This is a genomic window from Chryseobacterium taichungense (assembly GCF_900109935.1).
In the GTDB taxonomy this organism is placed as follows: domain Bacteria; phylum Bacteroidota; class Bacteroidia; order Flavobacteriales; family Weeksellaceae; genus Chryseobacterium; species Chryseobacterium taichungense.
The window spans coordinates 641,656-659,009 of record NZ_FOBV01000002.1; the positions used below are offsets into that span (position 1 = coordinate 641,656).

The 17,354-nt window shown below is 37.4% G+C and carries 20 protein-coding genes; 18 read left to right on the forward strand and 2 right to left on the reverse strand.

Going from position 1 to position 17,354, the window contains the following annotated elements:
* Positions 1 to 141 precede the first annotated feature (141 nt).
* Together BMW64_RS06510 and BMW64_RS06515 are read left to right on the forward strand one after the other, a co-directional pair.
* Positions 142 to 654, forward strand: a complete 513-nt coding sequence (locus BMW64_RS06510; RefSeq protein ID WP_089999199.1) for a DUF421 domain-containing protein — start codon at positions 142 to 144, stop codon at positions 652 to 654.
* Between the two features lie 123 nt (positions 655 to 777).
* On the forward strand, positions 778 to 969 hold the full coding sequence (locus BMW64_RS06515; RefSeq protein ID WP_089999200.1) for a hypothetical protein: 192 nt from the start codon (positions 778 to 780) through the stop codon (positions 967 to 969).
* Positions 970 to 1,243: 274 nt separating this feature from the next.
* Here BMW64_RS06515 and BMW64_RS06520 read toward each other — a convergent pair whose 3' ends face one another.
* Complete coding sequence (locus BMW64_RS06520) at positions 1,244 to 1,558, reverse strand: DUF4286 family protein (protein ID WP_089999201.1); 315 nt, start codon at positions 1,556 to 1,558, stop codon at positions 1,244 to 1,246.
* 148 nt (positions 1,559 to 1,706) lie between these two features.
* On the opposite strand from BMW64_RS06520, the gene gyrA reads away from it, so the two are divergent.
* Together gyrA and BMW64_RS06530 are read left to right on the forward strand one after the other, a co-directional pair.
* A complete protein-coding gene (gene gyrA / locus BMW64_RS06525; RefSeq protein WP_089999202.1) occupies positions 1,707 to 4,283 on the forward strand; it encodes a DNA gyrase subunit A in 2,577 nt (858 codons plus the stop codon).
* A 27-nt stretch (positions 4,284 to 4,310) separates the two neighbouring features.
* Complete coding sequence (locus tag BMW64_RS06530; RefSeq protein ID WP_089999203.1) at positions 4,311 to 5,345, forward strand: tetratricopeptide repeat protein; 1,035 nt, start codon at positions 4,311 to 4,313, stop codon at positions 5,343 to 5,345.
* Between the two features lie 69 nt (positions 5,346 to 5,414).
* Here BMW64_RS06530 and pncA read toward each other — a convergent pair whose 3' ends face one another.
* Positions 5,415 to 6,020, reverse strand: coding sequence for a bifunctional nicotinamidase/pyrazinamidase (gene pncA / locus BMW64_RS06535; RefSeq protein ID WP_089999204.1), 606 nt, complete (start codon positions 6,018 to 6,020; stop codon positions 5,415 to 5,417).
* A gap of 110 nt (positions 6,021 to 6,130) precedes the next feature.
* Between pncA and BMW64_RS06540 the strand changes: the two genes are divergently transcribed.
* The 14 genes from BMW64_RS06540 to BMW64_RS20615 all read left to right on the forward strand — a co-directional run bounded on the left by BMW64_RS06540 (position 6,131) and on the right by BMW64_RS20615 (position 17,345).
* Positions 6,131 to 6,667, forward strand: a complete 537-nt coding sequence (locus BMW64_RS06540; RefSeq protein ID WP_089999205.1) for a YfiT family bacillithiol transferase — start codon at positions 6,131 to 6,133, stop codon at positions 6,665 to 6,667.
* Entirely contained in the window at positions 6,661 to 7,122 is a 462-nt protein-coding gene (locus BMW64_RS06545; protein ID WP_228400861.1) for a DUF1569 domain-containing protein, read from the forward strand. The genes BMW64_RS06540 and BMW64_RS06545 overlap by 7 nt, the downstream gene beginning before the upstream one ends.
* The gene (gene ytxJ, locus BMW64_RS06550) at positions 7,119 to 7,496 is read left to right on the forward strand and encodes a bacillithiol system redox-active protein YtxJ (protein WP_089999206.1); all 378 of its coding nucleotides are present in this window, start codon (positions 7,119 to 7,121) and stop codon (positions 7,494 to 7,496) included. Before BMW64_RS06545 ends, ytxJ begins: the two co-directional genes overlap by 4 nt.
* On the forward strand, positions 7,496 to 8,092 hold the full coding sequence (locus tag BMW64_RS06555) for a Crp/Fnr family transcriptional regulator (RefSeq protein ID WP_089999207.1): 597 nt from the start codon (positions 7,496 to 7,498) through the stop codon (positions 8,090 to 8,092). The genes ytxJ and BMW64_RS06555 overlap by 1 nt, the downstream gene beginning before the upstream one ends.
* 459 nt (positions 8,093 to 8,551) lie before the next feature.
* Positions 8,552 to 9,148 (forward strand): Crp/Fnr family transcriptional regulator, encoded by a 597-nt coding sequence (locus BMW64_RS06560; protein ID WP_089999208.1) that lies wholly within the window; start codon positions 8,552 to 8,554, stop codon positions 9,146 to 9,148.
* A gap of 56 nt (positions 9,149 to 9,204) precedes the next feature.
* A complete protein-coding gene (locus tag BMW64_RS06565) occupies positions 9,205 to 9,819 on the forward strand; it encodes a Crp/Fnr family transcriptional regulator (RefSeq protein ID WP_228400862.1) in 615 nt (204 codons plus the stop codon).
* Positions 9,820 to 10,035: 216 nt separating this feature from the next.
* On the forward strand, positions 10,036 to 10,884 hold the full coding sequence (locus BMW64_RS06570) for a KGG domain-containing protein (protein WP_089999209.1): 849 nt from the start codon (positions 10,036 to 10,038) through the stop codon (positions 10,882 to 10,884).
* A 77-nt stretch (positions 10,885 to 10,961) separates the two neighbouring features.
* Positions 10,962 to 11,588, forward strand: coding sequence for a ferritin-like domain-containing protein (locus BMW64_RS06575; protein WP_089999210.1), 627 nt, complete (start codon positions 10,962 to 10,964; stop codon positions 11,586 to 11,588).
* A 113-nt stretch (positions 11,589 to 11,701) separates the two neighbouring features.
* Positions 11,702 to 13,843 (forward strand): catalase, encoded by a 2,142-nt coding sequence (locus tag BMW64_RS06580; protein WP_089999211.1) that lies wholly within the window; start codon positions 11,702 to 11,704, stop codon positions 13,841 to 13,843.
* Positions 13,844 to 13,881: 38 nt separating this feature from the next.
* Positions 13,882 to 15,060, forward strand: a complete 1,179-nt coding sequence (locus BMW64_RS06585; RefSeq protein WP_089999212.1) for a zinc-dependent alcohol dehydrogenase — start codon at positions 13,882 to 13,884, stop codon at positions 15,058 to 15,060.
* 31 nt (positions 15,061 to 15,091) lie between these two features.
* On the forward strand, positions 15,092 to 15,592 hold the full coding sequence (locus BMW64_RS06590; RefSeq protein ID WP_089999213.1) for a CinA family protein: 501 nt from the start codon (positions 15,092 to 15,094) through the stop codon (positions 15,590 to 15,592).
* Between the two features lie 4 nt (positions 15,593 to 15,596).
* Entirely contained in the window at positions 15,597 to 16,394 is a 798-nt protein-coding gene (locus BMW64_RS06595) for an SDR family NAD(P)-dependent oxidoreductase (RefSeq protein ID WP_089999214.1), read from the forward strand.
* A gap of 6 nt (positions 16,395 to 16,400) precedes the next feature.
* Positions 16,401 to 17,153, forward strand: a complete 753-nt coding sequence (locus tag BMW64_RS06600; protein WP_089999215.1) for an SDR family oxidoreductase — start codon at positions 16,401 to 16,403, stop codon at positions 17,151 to 17,153.
* 24 nt (positions 17,154 to 17,177) lie between these two features.
* Positions 17,178 to 17,345, forward strand: a complete 168-nt coding sequence (locus BMW64_RS20615; protein ID WP_177175246.1) for a hypothetical protein — start codon at positions 17,178 to 17,180, stop codon at positions 17,343 to 17,345.
* Positions 17,346 to 17,354: the final 9 nt, after the last annotated feature.

Here is a 17,354-nt window from a genome sequence, read left to right on the forward strand (position 1 = left end):
CCGCTTTTCTGAGGCGGTTTTTCATTTTTTATTTAATTATAATTCTTTATTGTTTAATAATTCTATTCTGTTAAAACTTAAAGGCAATAACCATATATTATACAACAAAAATTAATACATTTGATGGTATAATAAAAACTTGTGAACCCTATTTTAGATGTCGTTGTACGATCACTTTGCGTTTATCTTTTTATGGTAGTCGCGATTCGGCTTTTTGGTAAAAATCAGCTTTCACAGCTGAATGCCGGAGATGTTGTTCTGCTTTTGCTTATTTCCAACGCTGTTCAGAATGCTATGGTTGGAGAAAACACTTCTCTTGAAGGTGGGCTTGTTGCAGCACTTGTACTTTTTATTGCCAATTTTATTGTTAAAAGATTAATGTTTTCCAACAGAAAATTAAGCAGTTTTCTTGAGGATAATCCTGTAATTTTAGTGAAAGACGGTAAAGTAGATCAAGATGCTTTAGATAAGGTAAAAATCAACAAAGATGAACTGGAAGAAGCCATCCGCGAGCATGGTGTTGACAGTATAGATAAAGTGAAGCTTTCCATCCTTGAAGTTGATGGAAATATAAGCGTAGTATCCGAAGACGAACAAAATAAGCAAACACATTATTCCAGAATTAAAAGAAAATATAAACGCAAATACCATTAATTTTCAAAATTAATATTTGTATAAAGTCAGTATTAAAGCATATTTCAAAAGATTTAAATAACTTAATTCACTTTTTTGGCATCAACATTGTTCCATATATCCGGAAATTTGAAAAGTGAAAAAATGAAAAGTTTGATTAAAATTGTTGGGGTTGCAACAGTTATGCTGATGATGACTTCATGTATTGTTCATGAACATCATGGGAGAAGAGGGATGCCTCCGGGACATGCAAAAAAAGTGTATATCTATGAAAAGAGAGGCCACGGACCAGGACATGGTCACCATAAAGGACATGGACATGGACGTCACAGGTAAAATTAAAAATAGAGAGCATCGAATTTTCGGTGCTTTTGTTTTTTAACTAATATTTGGCATCCAGCTTGATAAATATATTACAATCACAAACAAAAATTTATGAAAAACTTATCCAAAATGTTACTGGCACTGGCTATGTTTGCTGTGCTATCTTCTTGTCTGCACAGACCGCCGGCTCCGCCAAGACCGCCTGCACCTCCGCACAGAAGGTAAAAATTAAACCCGGAATTTTCCGGGCTTTTTTATTTAGAAAAAAATATTTTAAAAAATTAGTTCAAAATCTTGATTTCTTTGGATTTAAAAAAGTATTAAAGATCATTACTTCCTGTCCAAATTTATCTTCTACACGTTCAGCAATATTCTGAAGCTCACTTTTCACAAAATCTTCTCTAAGATCATCATTATCAAAAACCAGCAGCAGATTATAATTTTTCCCTTCTTCAATATAGTCGCTATCCACTTCCGAAAGAATATATTTATTGACATCCATTAAGTTTTCAGCCATTAAAATCAATGTTTCGTCGATATAATTTTCCCATTCCTCCAGATTGCTTTTCGTACAGTGGAAAGTTATGCTTAATACGCTCATATTTTATGATTTTTTTAATATTTTGAGTAAAATTCTAAGGCAAAAATCGGCAAATTTTTCGTAAATTAGCCCGTTAATAAAAATTCAAAAAAAATAATTTTCAGACGTACAGCTAAGGGTCTGACTGTCATTATAATAAAATTTGTTTATGCAAAAAGAAGGAGAAAGACTGATTCCCATCAATATTGTTGATGAAATGAAGTCGTCTTATATTGATTATTCAATGTCTGTTATCGTTTCAAGAGCGCTACCTGACGTAAGAGACGGCTTGAAACCCGTTCATAGAAGAGTACTGTATGGTATGTATGGATTAGGGGTTTTTTCTAATAGAAAATATTTAAAATCTGCTAGAATTGTTGGAGACGTTTTAGGTAAATACCACCCTCACGGAGATTCTTCTGTATACGATGCAATGGTGAGAATGGCTCAGGACTGGAGTCTTCGTTATCCTCAGGTAGACGGCCAAGGTAACTTCGGTTCAATGGATGGTGATCCGCCTGCGGCTATGCGTTATACCGAAGCACGATTGAAAAAGATTTCTGATGAAGTGCTTTCAGACTTAGACAAAGAAACGGTAGATTTTCAGAATAACTTCGACGACAGTTTACAGGAGCCTACTGTTTTGCCTTCTAAAATTCCTAATCTTCTGGTAAACGGGACTTCCGGTATTGCCGTAGGGATGGCCACAAACATGGCCCCGCACAATTTATCTGAATCGGTAGATGCAATCTGCGCATATATTGATAATAAAGAGATTACCATTGATGAATTAATGCAGCACATCATCGCCCCGGATTTTCCTACAGGTGGAATTATCTACGGATATGACGGTGTAAGAGATGCATTCCATACGGGTAGAGGAAGGGTAGTGCTTCGTGCTAAAGTTGCCTTTGAAGAAATAGGAAACAGAAATGCCATTATTGTCAATGAAGTTCCTTATCAGGTAAACAAAGCCGAGATGATTGCCAGAACCGCAGAATTGGTGAAGGAAGAAAAAATCCCGGGAATTTACGAAATCAGAGATGAGTCGGATAGAAGGGGGCTTCGTATTGTTTATGAATTGAAAAATGATGCAATTCCGAATGTTGTTCTGAACTTATTATATAAATATACAGCGCTTCAGACCTCTTTCAGTGTTAATAATATTGCTTTGGTACATGGAAGACCGGAACAATTAAATCTGAAAGACATTATCCACCATTTTGTGGAGCACAGACATGAAGTTATTGTAAGAAGAACCCAATTTGAGCTTAGAAAAGCAAAAGAAAGAGCTCATATTTTGGAAGGTTTCATGAAGGTGATCGGAACTCAGGATTCCCTGGACAGAGCAATTTCTATCATTCGTCACTCTGCTAATCCGCAGGCTGCAAAAGAAGGATTAATTGAAGCTTTTGAACTTTCTGAAATTCAGGCTCAGGCAATTCTTGATCTACGTCTTGCGCGTCTTACAGGAATGGAGCTTGATAAAATCCGTGATGAATACGATGCGATCATGAAAGAAATTGCTGATCTTGAAGATATCCTGGCTAATGAACCAAGAAGATTCCAGATCATTAAAGATGAATTGATTGAAGTTAAAGAAAAATACGGCGACGAAAGAAGGACCGAAATCGATTATTCCGGAGGTGAAATGTCTATCGAAGATATCATCCCGAACGAATCTGTAGTATTGACCATTTCACATGCCGGATATATCAAAAGAACTTCACTTTCAGAATATAAAATTCAAAGTAGGGGCGGTGTAGGAAATAAAGCGGCAACAACAAGGGATTCAGATTTCCTTGAGTATATTGTTTCTGCTACCAACCACCAGTATATGCTGTTCTTTACTGAAAAAGGACGATGTTACTGGCTGAGGGTATTCGAAATTCCTGAAGGCTCTAAAACAGCAAAAGGAAGAGCGGTACAGAATTTAATTAACATCGAACCTGATGATAAAATTAAAGCTTACATCAGAACCAATAACCTTAAAGATTCTGAATATGTGAATCAAATGAGTGTCGTGATGGTAACCAAAAATGGTACGATCAAAAAAACCTCATTGGAAGCTTATTCAAGACCAAGGGTAAATGGGGTAAATGCGATCGAAATCAGGGATAATGACCAGTTGTTAGGAGCATACTTAACGAATGGTACATCACAGATCATGATTGCTACTAAAAATGGTAAATGTATCCGTTTCCCAGAAGAAAAAGTAAGAGAAGTAGGAAGAGGTTCCATTGGTGTTCGTGGTATTGCCATGGATGATAATGATGAAGTAATCGGTATGATTGTAGTAAATGATGTAGAAAAGGAAACCGTTCTTGTAGTATCTGAAAAGGGATACGGAAAGAGAACAGCCGTTGAAGACTACAGAATTACCAATAGAGGAGGAAAAGGAGTAATCACCTTAAACATTACTGAAAAAACAGGAAATCTGATTGCCATCCAAAACGTAACAGATGAAGACGGATTAATGATCATCAATAAATCTGGCGTTGCCATCAGAATGGGAATGGATGAAATGAGAGTAATGGGTAGAAATACACAAGGTGTAAAACTCATCAATCTTAAGAAAAACGATGAAATTGCCGCCATTGCCAAAGTTGAAATGGACAAAGAAGTAGAAGATTCTGAAGAAATCGAAGAAATAGAAGGAACTGTAGCTGATAACCAAGAAAACGATACAGAAACTCCGCAGACAGATCATGCTGAGGAAAATGAGAATTCTGATTCGGAAGAATAATTGTATAACTAATATAAAATAGTGATTATGAAAAAGCTAATTTTAGGTATGGCTATCGTAGCATCAGCTTTGGTTTTCGGACAAAAAGGCGATGTGAACGCTCAGCTACAAGAAGCCAACAAAGTAGCAATGGATGCGTACAACGCGAAAAACTATGCTGTAGCAGCCCCTAAGTTTATGGAAGTTTATAACTTACTAAAAACGAGCGGACAGGATAATAAAGTATATATGTATTATGCAGGTTTAAATTATGCATTGGCAAACGATATTCCTCAGGCTACAAAAATATATACAGACCTTATCAATTCAGGATACACGGGCGTTGAAACAACTTACACTGCTAAAGAGAACAAAACAGGACAGGTTGTAAGCTACGACAAAAATACCTGGGAACTTTTAAAGAAAACTTCCTCAAAAGATTATTCTGATTTCAAAACAGAACAGTCTAAAAGTGTTGAAGCTGATCTTTACGAAACATTATCAACTCTTCTGTTGAATGCGAAGAAAAATGACGAAGCTTTAGCGATTATTGAAAAAGGACTTGCGAAATTTCCTAACAATGCTAAATTGAAAGAATATCAGGGTAGTGCATTATATGCTTCCGGTAATACGGATAAATTTATGCAAAACCTGAAGGAGCAATTAGCAAAAAATCCTAATGATGCGACCAACTGGTACAACCTTGGGGTTCTTCAGTCTAAAAATCCGGAAACGGTAAATGACGCGATCACTTCTTTCCAAAAAGCTATTGAGCTAAAACCTGATTTTGCGAATGCTTACCAAAATTTAGTTTACACGGTAATTGGTGATGATGAAAAAGCTGTCAGTGAAATTAATGCATTGAGAAAGACAAAGCCGGACGAAGCAACCAAACTTATTGAAGCGAGAAAAGAAAGATTCAATAAATCGGTACCTTACGGAGAAAAATGGCTTCAGGCAATGCCAAATGATATTACCGCTGTTCAGGTAATGAAAGATGTCTATAACACGACAAAAAATACGGCTAAATACAATGAAATGAAAGCTAAAGAAGCTGAACTTCAGGCAAAGCAGCCAAAATAAATTAATAGAAAACCGGAACATTTAAGTTCCGGTTTTTTTATGTTTAAAATCCTGATAAGATTTAATCTCCTAACCAAGAACGGTTACTCCTTTCTGAATCATTTCATAAATGGCGTCTCTGCCATTATCCGGTTTTACATTTACCGCTTTTGTTCCGTTGAAATGAAGACAGGTGATATATCCGCTGTTTACCGCATCAATACAGGTAAATTTCACACAATAATCCATTGCAAGACCGACAATTTCCAATAACTGAATATCGTGGTATTTCAGAAAATCATCCAATCCGGTTTTCATAAAATGATTATTGTCCTGGAAACCACTGTAGCTGTCAATTTCAACATTTTTCCCTTTCTGAATGATATGAGTTACTTTATCTCTGTTAAGATCTTTGTGAAACTCAGCTCCGAAAGTTCCCTGGATACAGTGATCCGGCCACATAAACTGTGGAATGCCATTTAAAATAATACTTTCACCAACCTTTCTGCCATTATTGCTGGCAAAACTTTTATGATTAGCAGGATGCCAGTCCTGAGTCAAAACAATCTGATCGTATTCGTTTTCTTCCATTAATGCATTGATGTATGGAATTACCTCATTTGCATCCGGAACTGCCAATGCTCCTCCTTCACAAAAATCATTCTGTACGTCTACGATTATTAACGCTTTTTTCATATTTAATATTCTCGAATTTTTGATAAATTTACAAAAACTAATATTCAAAAAATTGTCCAAATAACATTTATCGGACAAATAGACATTACGAAAATCTTTTAAAAATAAAAATGAACACTATAGAACAAAAAAAGTATCCAATAGGCAGGTTTGAGGTGCCTGAAAATATCTGTGATATCAAATTGGATGAATATATAAAAGTCATCAAAGATTTTCCCGGAAGACTGAAAAATTTAATTGAAGATTTCTCAGATGATCAGCTTGACACACAATACAGAGAAGGCGGCTGGACAGTGCGCCAGCTCGTAAATCATATTGCAGACAGCCATATTAACAGCTTTACCCGATTTAAATTGGCTTTAACGGAAGACAATCCAACAATAAAGCCTTATGATGAAGCAAAATGGGCGGAACTTCAGGACAGCCAGAATATGCCTGTAAAACCCGCAATGAGAATGATCAAAGGAACTCATCAAAGATGGACGGTATTATTGAAAAGCATGACGAATAAACAGTTTGAAAGAACATTTCATCATCCCGAGCACAATAAGAACTACGATCTCCGACATTGTCTTGCCATTTATGTCTGGCATTGCAATCATCATTTTGCTCATATAGAAAATCTTAAGAAAGAAAAGGGTTGGTAAAAAAAAGTCTTCATAATCCGGTTTTTTTTGACGAGATTATAAATAGAATTCACAATTTACAGCAACATTCAAAGCCAAGATGGGGAAAAATGAATGTCTGTCAGATGATGAGACATTGTAATCATGTTCTTCAGGTACCTCTCAGAAAAATTGAGCTTCCTGAAATTAATCGTCTGTTTACAGCAATCGGAATTATAACCAAATGGGAGATTCAGGTTTTTAATAACGGAATTCCCCGAAATATGCCGACTTTTCAAAAACTTATTATTAATTTTGAGTGTGATTTTGAAGAAGAAAAGGAAAGCCTTTTAAGAACACTTGAAGAGTACCATGTATGCTTTAAAAATGAAAATCTCCCGGATCATCATGTTCTTTTTGGTAAAATGCAAAGCAAAGACTGGGGATTTCTGGAATACAAACATCTTCATCATCATCTAAAACAATTTAGCGTATGAGTTTTTTTGACAAAATATTCGGAGGAAAAGAAGAAGAATCTGAAAAGAGTCCGGTCTGGAAATATATAGAATCTGAGGAAGATCTGAAAAAAGCAATTGAAAGCTCTTTCACTCAGAAAATTGGAATTTTTAAGCATTCCACAAGTTGCTTTATCAGTAAAACAGTATTAAGGAATTTTGAAAAAGAAATTCAAAACCTGGCCCAAAAGCCTGAATTATATTTTCTGGATTTGCTGGCTTACCGAGCAATTTCAAATAAAATTGCTGAAGATCTGCAAATACGACATGAAAGCCCTCAATTTCTGGTTATTGAAAACGGAAAGGTAATTAACAATGCATCTCACCAACATATTTCAGCAGAACAAATTGTATAATGAAGAATATCAATAATTATTTATCCAAAGTTCTGGATGTTCCCGTTGATAAAGTAAACATGTGCAGCCTGCATTATGAAGTAAAGAAAATTCAGAAAAATCAGTTTCTTTTGCAGTACGGCGAAATTTGCAGGTACATTTATTTTGTTGAAAAAGGACTTCTTAAGATGTATTCTATCGACAAAAACGGAAAGGAGCATATCATTCAGTTTGCCCCGGAAAGCTGGCTTATTTCGGATCGAAGCAGTCTTTATTTTAACGAAAAATCCATTTATTATATTGAAGCGGTAGAAGATTCTGAAGTTTTGCTTCTGCATCCTGATTTTATCAATAAGCTGATCGGTGAGTTTCCAAACAGTCTTGAAAAAAGTGATATTCTTCTGCAGAAACATATCAAAAGTCTTCAGGACAGGATCAATTCTTTATTGGGAGAGACAGCGGAAGAACGCTATATGAAATTTATCAAAATGTATCCTGATCTCCTGTTAAGAGTTCCCCAATGGATGATTGCATCTTATCTTGGAATTACTCCGGAAAGCCTTAGCCGTGTAAGAAAGGAGCTTGCAAGAAAAAATTTCGTTCCGGACAGTAAATAAGAATACTTTATTTTTAATTTAACATACATTAAGTCTAAATATGACTGTAGTCATGTTTATATTCATAATATTGGTTTACATTTGTTAAACACACACACATAATATTATGAAATTTTCAAATTCTAACTCGTTGAAGGCTCCAATATCATGCGAAGCCGATTTCCAGACCTATAAAGTCCGTTGCATTGACGATCTCACTTATATCAGATGCAAGATGTCCTGATATAAACTCAAAACTTATTTTACAATTCTGATAGATTTATATGCCCGTTTATCTTTGAGTAACGGGACATTTTTTTATAAAATACTAATTTGTTAATTACATTGTCAGAAGTTAAAGTTCTTTAAAGATAATTATAATTATCTGTCTAGAATATAGCAAGGTGTGAAATTTGCATTCACAAAACAAACTATCAATTTTATTTTATTAGGAATGCTAAAACATCAAAATCAACTCACATGGTTATTAAAGAAGAAATTTTGCATTCAGTAGGAGCAATTATAAGACATTATCAACCCTCGGAAATTATATTTAATGAGGGGGATATTCCTAAATACTATTACCAGATCGTTTCCGGAGAAGCAAAACTGAACAATTATACTGACGATGGAAAAGAAGTTATACAAACACTGTTGGAAGAAGGACAAAGCATAGGTGAGTCATTACTTTTCATCGACAAACTCTATCCCGTGAATGCTGTCGCCATTACAAAATGTAAGGTTTTACGACTTCCTAAAGCTATGTTCCTTGACCTTATAAAGCTTTACCCGGAAGTATCTTTTAATATGAATAAAACGCTTTCGCAAAAACTGTATTTTAAGCTTATCATGGCACAAAACATGGCATCACAGAGCCCGACCGCCAAACTTAAAGTTTTAATGGATTATTTAAAAAGCTTTCAGAAAGAACAGTCTCCGTATTCATTTATGATTCCTTTGACCAGACAACAAATGGCAAGCCTTACAGGACTTCGGGTGGAAACGGCAATCAGAACTATAAAAGTCATGGAGAAAGAAAAAATAGTAAAAATTAAAGATCGTAAAATTTTATATTAATCTTGCATCAGTACTAATTTTTTACGAACTTTTTAATCCTAAAATAACTGTAGAAAATGAAAACAATCAGTTGCATGAATATCGATCCCGAAATTCTTTATAAATTCGGAGCCGAAAATAAATCTTATAATCAAGATGAAATCATATACAGAGAAGGAGATCATGCAGCCTTTTATTACCAGATTATAAAAGGTAAAATCAAGCTGAACAGTTATAATGAAGAAGGAAAAGAATTCATCCATAATATTATAGGCGAAAAACAAAGCTTCGGAGATTCATTACTTTTTATCGAAAAATTTTATGTAATGAATGCCATATGCCTTACAGCAACTGAAATGATAAGGCTTCCCAAAAACAATTTTCTTGAGCTGCTACAAAACAATCCTCAAATTTCTCTTGAAATGAATGCCTGCCTTTCACAGAGGTTATACTTCAAGGCTATCATGCTTCAAAATATGTCTTCTCAAAATCCGGCTGTAAGATTGGAAGGTTTACTCAATTATTTAAAAAGTTATCATGACGGTGACTGCGAGCAGTGCTTTCCCGTAGAACTTACCCGCCAGCAGATTGCCAATCTTACGGGACTGAGAGTTGAAACTGTTATTAGGACTCTCAAAAAGATGGAAAAAGAAGGCAAGCTTAAAATAAAAGACCGGAAAATTTTATATTAATACCTTCCAACATGATTTGGGTCATAAATTGGTGATATATTCTAACGTAAATTTGAGTTAAATAATTCATCCATATTTCTTAAAGCCTCGGCAGGAGGTACATGTTAAGCTCTTTTAGCTTTTTGTTCAATATCAATTAACCAAAACTCATTGCTGTCTAATACTAGTCACGGCCGGCAATACCATCACTATAATATTAATATAAAAAATTCAGTTATGAACACTAGAAATTCAAGAAATCGTAGTTCCAGAGGAAACTCAGATTCATCAAGCAATCTTGAAGAAATTTATCAATTAGGTTATGACCACGGTTATAACGATGCGTCACAGGACGAAGAATATGACGATGACTTCTCCGAGTATGAAGATTACTTCGACGAAGACTATGATGATGACGATGAAGATTACGACGACTATGATGATGAAGATTATGACGATTACGACGACGATGATTATGATGATGACGATGAAGACTATGATGACGACGAAGATGATAATAGAGGAAGAGGCAGAGGAAGATCAGGTAACGGAAACCAGCAGAGAGACAGCCAGGGAAGATTTACTTCCGGAAGCGGCAGAGGTGGTTCACGTGGAGGATCAGGATCAGGACGTGGTTCTGGTTCGGGTTCAAACTCTGGCTCAGGAAGAGGAAGAAACTCAGGAGGATCCGGGGGATCAAGATCTGGAGGAAGAGGCAGGTCTTCGAGAGGATCATCCAATTCAAACAGTGACAACTATGATCACAGACATGATAATCCGGGAAGACCGAGAGGAAGCAGAAACGGAGGTGGAAGATCTTCAGGATCAGGCTCCAGCTCAAATTCAAATTCAGGAAGATCAGGATCAGGTAGCAGCAGAGGCGGCTCCAGATCAGGAAATAACGGCGGTTCAGGTCGAAGTTCCAACTCAGGTTCTGGTTCAGGAACATCTAGAAGAGGTTTTGCATCAATGAGCAAATCTGAACGTACGAGAATTGCTCGTATGGGCGGACAGGCATCTCATGGTGGCGGAAGATCTTCAGGTTCCGGCAGATCCGGATTTGGAGGCAGACGTAATAATTCATAATTCTTTTTCCACGATTACCTCTTTATTGTTTAAGTAAAGGGGTAATCTTTTATAAAACCAAACACCACTTTCACATTATGGCAACGAAAACATTAGATAATAAAGACAACAGTACAACAGGTACAGGTACCTCATCTACATCTACGACAGGCTCATCAAAAAAAACAGCATCCGTTGATAATGCTACGGTAGACAAAAACGAGATGAGCAATTCACCTTTACATAAATTTTTTGTTTCTGCTCTTAAAGATATTTACTACGCAGAAAACGCGATCATTGAAGCATTGGGAAAAATGCAGGAAGCTGCCACTACGGAAGAGCTGAAAGAAGCATTTGAAGACCACCAGCTTCAGACTCAGAAACATGTAAGCAGACTTGAAAAAGTCTTCAAACTGATTAATGAAACCCCTGAGAAAAAAGAATGCAAAGCCATCAAAGGAATCATCGAAGAAGGTGAAGAAATCATAAAGTCTACAGAAGAAGGCTCTATGACGCGTGATGCAGCATTGATCATTGCCGCCCAAAAAGTTGAACATTACGAAATCGCAACCTACGGCGGACTTGCCCAACTGGCTATCACCATGGGACATGATAAGGCGGCCGATCTTCTCGAAAAAACATTACAGGAGGAAGAAGATACAGATTATGATCTGACAGAAATCGCCGAAACCTACATCAATTTTGATGCAGAACAGGAAGATTAATTTTAAAATATAAAGCCATGTAGTGCTTGTCTATATGGCTTTTTAAAATATCAAACCAAAGTTATGTTTCCCGCGACATTTACTTTATCACTACATCACAAACAATAAGAATTATGAAAGACAACAAACCGACCAACGAAAAACTTAACCAGTTGGAATCTCACATGACTTCCAATGAAAATGAAAAACTGACAACCAATCAGGGACTGAAAATCAACAACAATCAGGATTCACTGAAGGCAGGAGACAGAGGTCCTACCTTACTTGAAGATTTTATTCTTAGAGAAAAAATTACACATTTCGATCACGAAAGAATTCCTGAAAGGGTAGTACATGCCCGTGGCTCCGGCGCACATGGAGTGTTTAAATTAACTAAAAGTCTTGCAGAATATACAAGAGCAAATTTCCTGTCGGAAGTAGGTAAAGAAACGCCTGTTTTTGTAAGATTTTCAACTGTTGCCGGAAACAGGGGAAGCACCGATCTCGCAAGAGACGTTCGTGGATTTGCCGTAAAATTTTACACAGACGAAGGAAATTACGATCTTGTAGGGAATAATATTCCCGTATTCTTTATTCAGGATGCCATTAAGTTTCCTGATCTTGTTCATGCCGTAAAGCCTGAACCACACAACGAAATACCGCAGGCACAGTCTGCTCACGATACATTTTGGGACTTTATATCTCTAATGCCTGAAAGCATGCATATGATCATGTGGCTGATGAGCGACAGGGCAATCCCAAGAAGCTTTTCAAGAATGGAAGGATTCGGAGTACATTCCTTTAAATTGATTAATGATGAAGGAAAAGCTCATTTCGTTAAATTCCATTTTAAGCCAAAACTGGGTGTACATTCGGTTGCCTGGGATGAAGCGCAGAGAATTTCCGGGGTAGATCCCGATTTTCATAAAAGAGATCTTTGGGAATCTATTGAAAACGGCATTTTCCCTGAGTGGGATTTTGGAGTACAGCTGATTCCTGAAGAAGATGAATTTAAATATGATTTTGATCTTCTCGATCCAACCAAAATTGTTCCTGAAGAAGTGGTACCGGTACAGCTTATCGGAACCTTAACATTAAATAAAAATCCGGAAAACTTTTTTGCAGAAACAGAACAGGTTGCGTTTCACCCCGGACATATTGTTCCCGGAATCGATTTCACCAATGACCCGTTGCTGCAGGGAAGACTATTTTCCTATACAGATACACAACTGATTAGACTTGGAGGCCCGAATTTCCATGAAATTCCGATTAATAAATCTGTAAATACTGTTCACAACAACCAGAGAGACGGTTACATGAGACAGCAGATTGCTAAAGGAAAAGTAAGCTACGAACCGAATTCTATCGGTGGAGGATGCCCTTTCCAGGCAATGATGAAAGAAGGAGGTTTTGTATCCCAGGAATCAAGAGTTTCGGGAGCAAAAGTGAGAGAAAGAAGCAAAAGTTTTGTGGATCATTATTCACAAGCAAAATTATTCTATAACAGCCAGTCTGCTCCGGAAAAGATGCACCTTCAGAAAGCATTGATCTTTGAGCTTTCGAAGGTAACAATTCCTGAAATCAGAGAAAGAGTGGTAGGTCAACTTGCTTTCATTAATAAAGATCTTGCTTCAAAAGTTGCAGAAAAAACAGGCGTTGAAGTCAAAAAACTTCAGTTACCGAATCAAAGTATTCCTGCAGATGCAGATCCAAAAGATTTGCAGAGTGAAGAAAGAGAGCCTGATACTAAAATTTCAGAAGCGTTAAGCATGCAGAATACCGTTAAAGATACCATTATGGGTAGAAAAATAGGCTTCATTATGGCAAATGGCGCTGATACCGGTTCTGTTAATGATTTAAAAACCAAACTGGAAGCTGAAAATGCCGTCGTGGAAATTATCGGTACAAGTATGGCTCCTGTGAAAACGGATGATGGATCTTTACTGACTCCCAAACACTCTTTAACAAGCAATTCCAGCGTCTCTTTTGATGCACTTTATATAGCGGCAGGAGAAAACTCAACGAAAGAGCTTCTTACTCCGGAAAATAAGCCTCATGCATTAAGTTTCGTAAACGAAGCGTATAAACACTGTAAGGCTATTTACTTCGGAGAAGGAACGGAACCTCTTTATATGAACAGTAATGTCAGCATGAAAAGTCACATCGACCCCGCTATCGTTATTGCAGAAGACGAAAATCCTTCCGATAAGTTCATTACGGCCATTGCCAATCACAGAGTCTGGGATCTTGAATTAGAGCGAAATGCCCAGAATTAAATAAGCACCTTCACACCAACACACTAAATATTAAAATTATGAAAGCAGCAGTTATCCACGGGCCAGGCCTTATCAAATGTGATACCGTCGACGATCCCATCATCAAAGAATCAAATGACATTATTCTGAAAGTAACTTCAACAGCCATTTGCGGAAGCGACCTGCATATGTATTCAGGAGGAATTCCCCAGGTAAGACCTATGGTGATGGGGCATGAATTCATGGGGATTGTTGAGGAAGTGGGACAGCACATCACCAATCTTAAAGTAGGAGACAGGGTGGTAGTTCCGTTTCCGATTTCCTGCGGAAGCTGCTATTTCTGTCAGCACGATCTGCCAACAGCCTGCGAACACAGTAATCCCGAACATTATGGCCCAGAAGGCGGAATTCTTACCGATAAAGGAGGAGCACTTTTTGGTTATTCAGATCTTTACGGCGGCTATGACGGTGGCCAGGCACAATATGTAAGGGTTCCTTATGCACATTTCGGTCCTCGGAAAGTTCCGGATAATCTTACCGATGAGCAGGTTCTTTTCCTTACCGATATTTTCCCTACCGGATACATGGGTGTCTTATGGGGAGAATTAAAAGGAGGCGAAACAGTGGCCATCTTTGGAGCCGGACCGGTTGGTTCAATGTCGGTAAAATCAGCGATTCTGCATAATGCAAAAAAAGTAATCGTTGTAGATACCCAACAATACCGACTTGATCAAATTAAAAATCTCACCGGTTGCGATACCATCTTATGGGAAGACGGCCAGAACGTTATCGACCAGATCCGTGATATGACGGATGGTAGAGGAGCAGACCTTTGTATTGATGCTGTAGGCTTTGAACCGGACAGAAACCTCATCGACCGTGCGAAAGCCGTGATCAATTTTGAAAAAGGTTCCATTAAAGTTCTGGAAGCCTGCATGAGTGCCGTAAGAAGAGGCGGAATCGTGTCCATCCTTGGAGTTTATCCTGTAAACTATGATAATTTTAAACTTGGACAGATTTTTGATAAAGGAATTACTATAAAGGCCGGACAATGCAATGTTCACGCAATCATTGATGAATTGCTGGATCATGTACAGAGCGGCAGGGTACAGCTGAATGACATTATTACCCATCGTCTTTCTCTTGAAGATGTTTCTAAAGGTTATGAAATCTTTGACAAGAAACAGGACGGATGTGTAAAGGTTGTTCTTGATCCGTGGAAGGCTTCAAGTCTCTAAAAATACACACAAACACATAAATATTAAAAGTATGGAATTTCAAAAAAATCTTCTGGAATATATCAGCCAGTCTTTAATGACTACAGATGAAACCATTTCAGTAGCAGAAAGCGTTACATCCGGCTGTTTACAGCTGGCGTTTTCACAGATGCCGAATGCCTCAATGTTTTATAAAGGCGGACTTACAGCCTATACATTGCAGGAAAAAGTAAAATTACTGAATGTTGATGCACACGAAGCAGAAGAATGCGACTGTGTGTCAGAAAATATTGCGGAAACAATGGCCCTGAATGTAGCAAAACTTTTCGAGTCCGACTGGTCAATTGCTACAACCGGTTATTGTACACCAATACGCAATTCTTCATATAAAATTTTTGCATTCTTTTCATTCTCTTACAAAGGCGAAATCATTTTGACGAAAAAACTGGAACTGCATCCTAAAACCCAGGCATTAAATGCCCAGCTTTATTATACGGAATTTATTCTGGGATGCTTTAAAAGTGAAATTAATCAATTATTAATTTTAAAATAAGGTGATGAATAAAAAAAATGAATACGCGCTGATTACGGGAGCAACCAGCGGGATCGGCTATGAGCTTGCAAAACAGTTTGCAAAGAACGGATATGATCTTGTCATGGTGGCCCGAAATCATGACGAACTGAAAACCAAGGCAGATGAGTTCAAAAGCTGTGGAGTTAATGTAATTACCATTGCTAAGAATCTCTTTATCGAAGAAGATGCCTACGCTTTATATTCTGAACTGAAACTCAACGGAATCAGTCCCTCCATCCTTGTCAATGATGCAGGACAGGGCGTGTACGGAAAGTTTCAGGATACGGACATTCACAGAGAAGTTGATATTGTTAATTTAAATATTGTTTCTGTCATTATTCTGACAAAAATGTTTTTGAAAGACCGTTTACCAAAAGGATCAGGGAAAATCCTGAATCTTGCTTCTATTGCAAGTAAAGCCCCCGGTCCTTGGCATTCGGTATATCACGGGACAAAAGCATTTATCCTATCCTGGTCTGAGGCAATACGTGAAGAGCTTAAAGATACAGGAATTACGGTAACGGCACTTCTGCCGGGACCTACCGACACCGATTTCTTTAATAAAGCCGACATGAATGAAAGCAAAATCATGGAAGATAAAGACAATTTTTCTTCGCCCGAAGAAGTGGCGCTTGATGGATACAATGCTTTAATGAATGGGGATGATAAAGTGGTTTCAGGATTAAAAAATAAACTGACCGTAGCCATGTCGAATATCGCAACAGACAGTATGGCTGCACACAGAATGGCAGAAATGCAAAAACCGGTAAATGAAAAATAGATTTTTATGGGGAACTTAAAATTAGAAAATAAGACTGTACTGATCACAGGAGCAGACAGCGGAATCGGCAAAGCAGTCGCTTTACTTTTTGCAAAAGAAGGAGCAAATATTGCAATCATTTATTATTCCGACGATAAAGATGCTGAAAAAGCAAAATCAGAAATTGAAAGCCTGGGAAGAAAAGCTTCGATTTTTCAGGGAGATGTTAATGACTATAAATTCTGCGAAGAAACAACAAAGAAAGTTGTATCCGAATTTGGTGGTATTGATATTTTGGTGAATAATGCCGGCGTACAGTTCCCTGCTGATAATATCCTTGATCTGGAAGAAGAAAATATCAGAGCAACCTTCAATTCTAATATTATAGGAATGATTCTTCTTACAAAAGTTGTTTTCCCTCATTTAAAACAGGGAAGCTCTGTTATTAATACTACTTCGGCAACTGCTTACCAGGGGCATGAGGAATTATTGGATTACTCGGCTACAAAAGGAGCAATTGTTTCCTTCACCCGTTCGCTGGCATTACAATCTAAACCAAAAGGTATTCGCGTAAATGCAGTAGCACCCGGCCCTGTAGCCACACCACTGACAAAAGAGACTTTTGGTGAGGAAGAAGACGATCCGAACAAACCACCTTTCGAAAGAAATGCAACTCCGGAAGAAGTAGCAACCAGCTTCCTATTCCTGGCAAGTGATGATGCAGCCCAGATCACCGGGCAGGTTCTTCATCCTAATGGCGGAATTGTCGTTAATGGATAAACTAAAAAAAACAATATAATGATTATGAAAACAGCCACATTGGTTTTGGGAATTTTAAGTCTTTTCGTATTCTCATCTTGCAGATGCGGCTTTGATGAAGACGAGCCCAGAAATAAATATGACGGAAATAATTCCGACAGCAGCCAGAACAAAACCGGAACACCGGAAAGTGATACGCTGCAGATCAAGTAAGTTTAACTA